The sequence below is a fragment of the Salinimicrobium oceani genome, assembly GCF_012037645.1.
The window spans coordinates 1-728 of sequence record NZ_JAAVJR010000124.1; the positions used below are offsets into that span (position 1 = coordinate 1).

General features: G+C 39.8%; 1 pseudogene. It reads left to right on the forward strand.

Going from position 1 to position 728, the window contains the following annotated elements:
* Positions 1-545, forward strand: a pseudogene (locus tag HC175_RS15805) (hypothetical protein); the annotation flags it as partial.
* Positions 546-728 lie beyond the last annotated feature (183 nt).

Genomic DNA, 728 nt, shown 5'->3' on the forward strand with positions numbered 1-728 from the left:
TAAGCAGTGAATCTGATGCCGGTTTCTATATTGGTAGATATTTGGAGCCGCTTTACCCATATGCTCAGCAGGGAGATTTCATTGCTGTAGAATTTCAGTTCTACAATGGCTCGGCTACGGTTGATCGTTTTGCCAGCTTCATTTATGACGAAGAAGAAAGAGAATGGAATTTTATTCCGAGTGTCATAGAGCAAACTCTTCAGTTTGGACATGAAGGTACAGGATGGGTAGTTGACAACACTATTGTTTACTCTTTGGCTGCCTCAGATTATGACTTTATTAGTGAACAACTAACAGAGGAGTACCCGGACCCAGCATGGAGTGCCGGTAATTACAATAATTTCGATAGAAGAGCGGGTAATGTGAACCAGTGGACAGATGCTATGTTACTGGAAGCGTTCAATATCCTTCTAAACCAGAAAATTGCACCAAATGCACAGGAAGGTCAAAAATATCTTCTTAGTTTCGCCATTTACAATGGTACAAATACAATCGAACAAATGCACCTTATAAAACAAAACGGGGCTTGGGTTCCGGTAGAATAATTAAATCCAACATTTATATGCCAAAACCTCTTAACTTTAAAGCTAAGAGGTTTTGGTGCTTTAACTTCCGGTTAATTGACCGGTCAAAAATTATAATAATGAAGAAGTGTTTGTTTTTTATGGCTGCTCTGCTGACATTTGGCTGTAGTACAGATGATGACGGAGGTGCTACACCACCTGTAG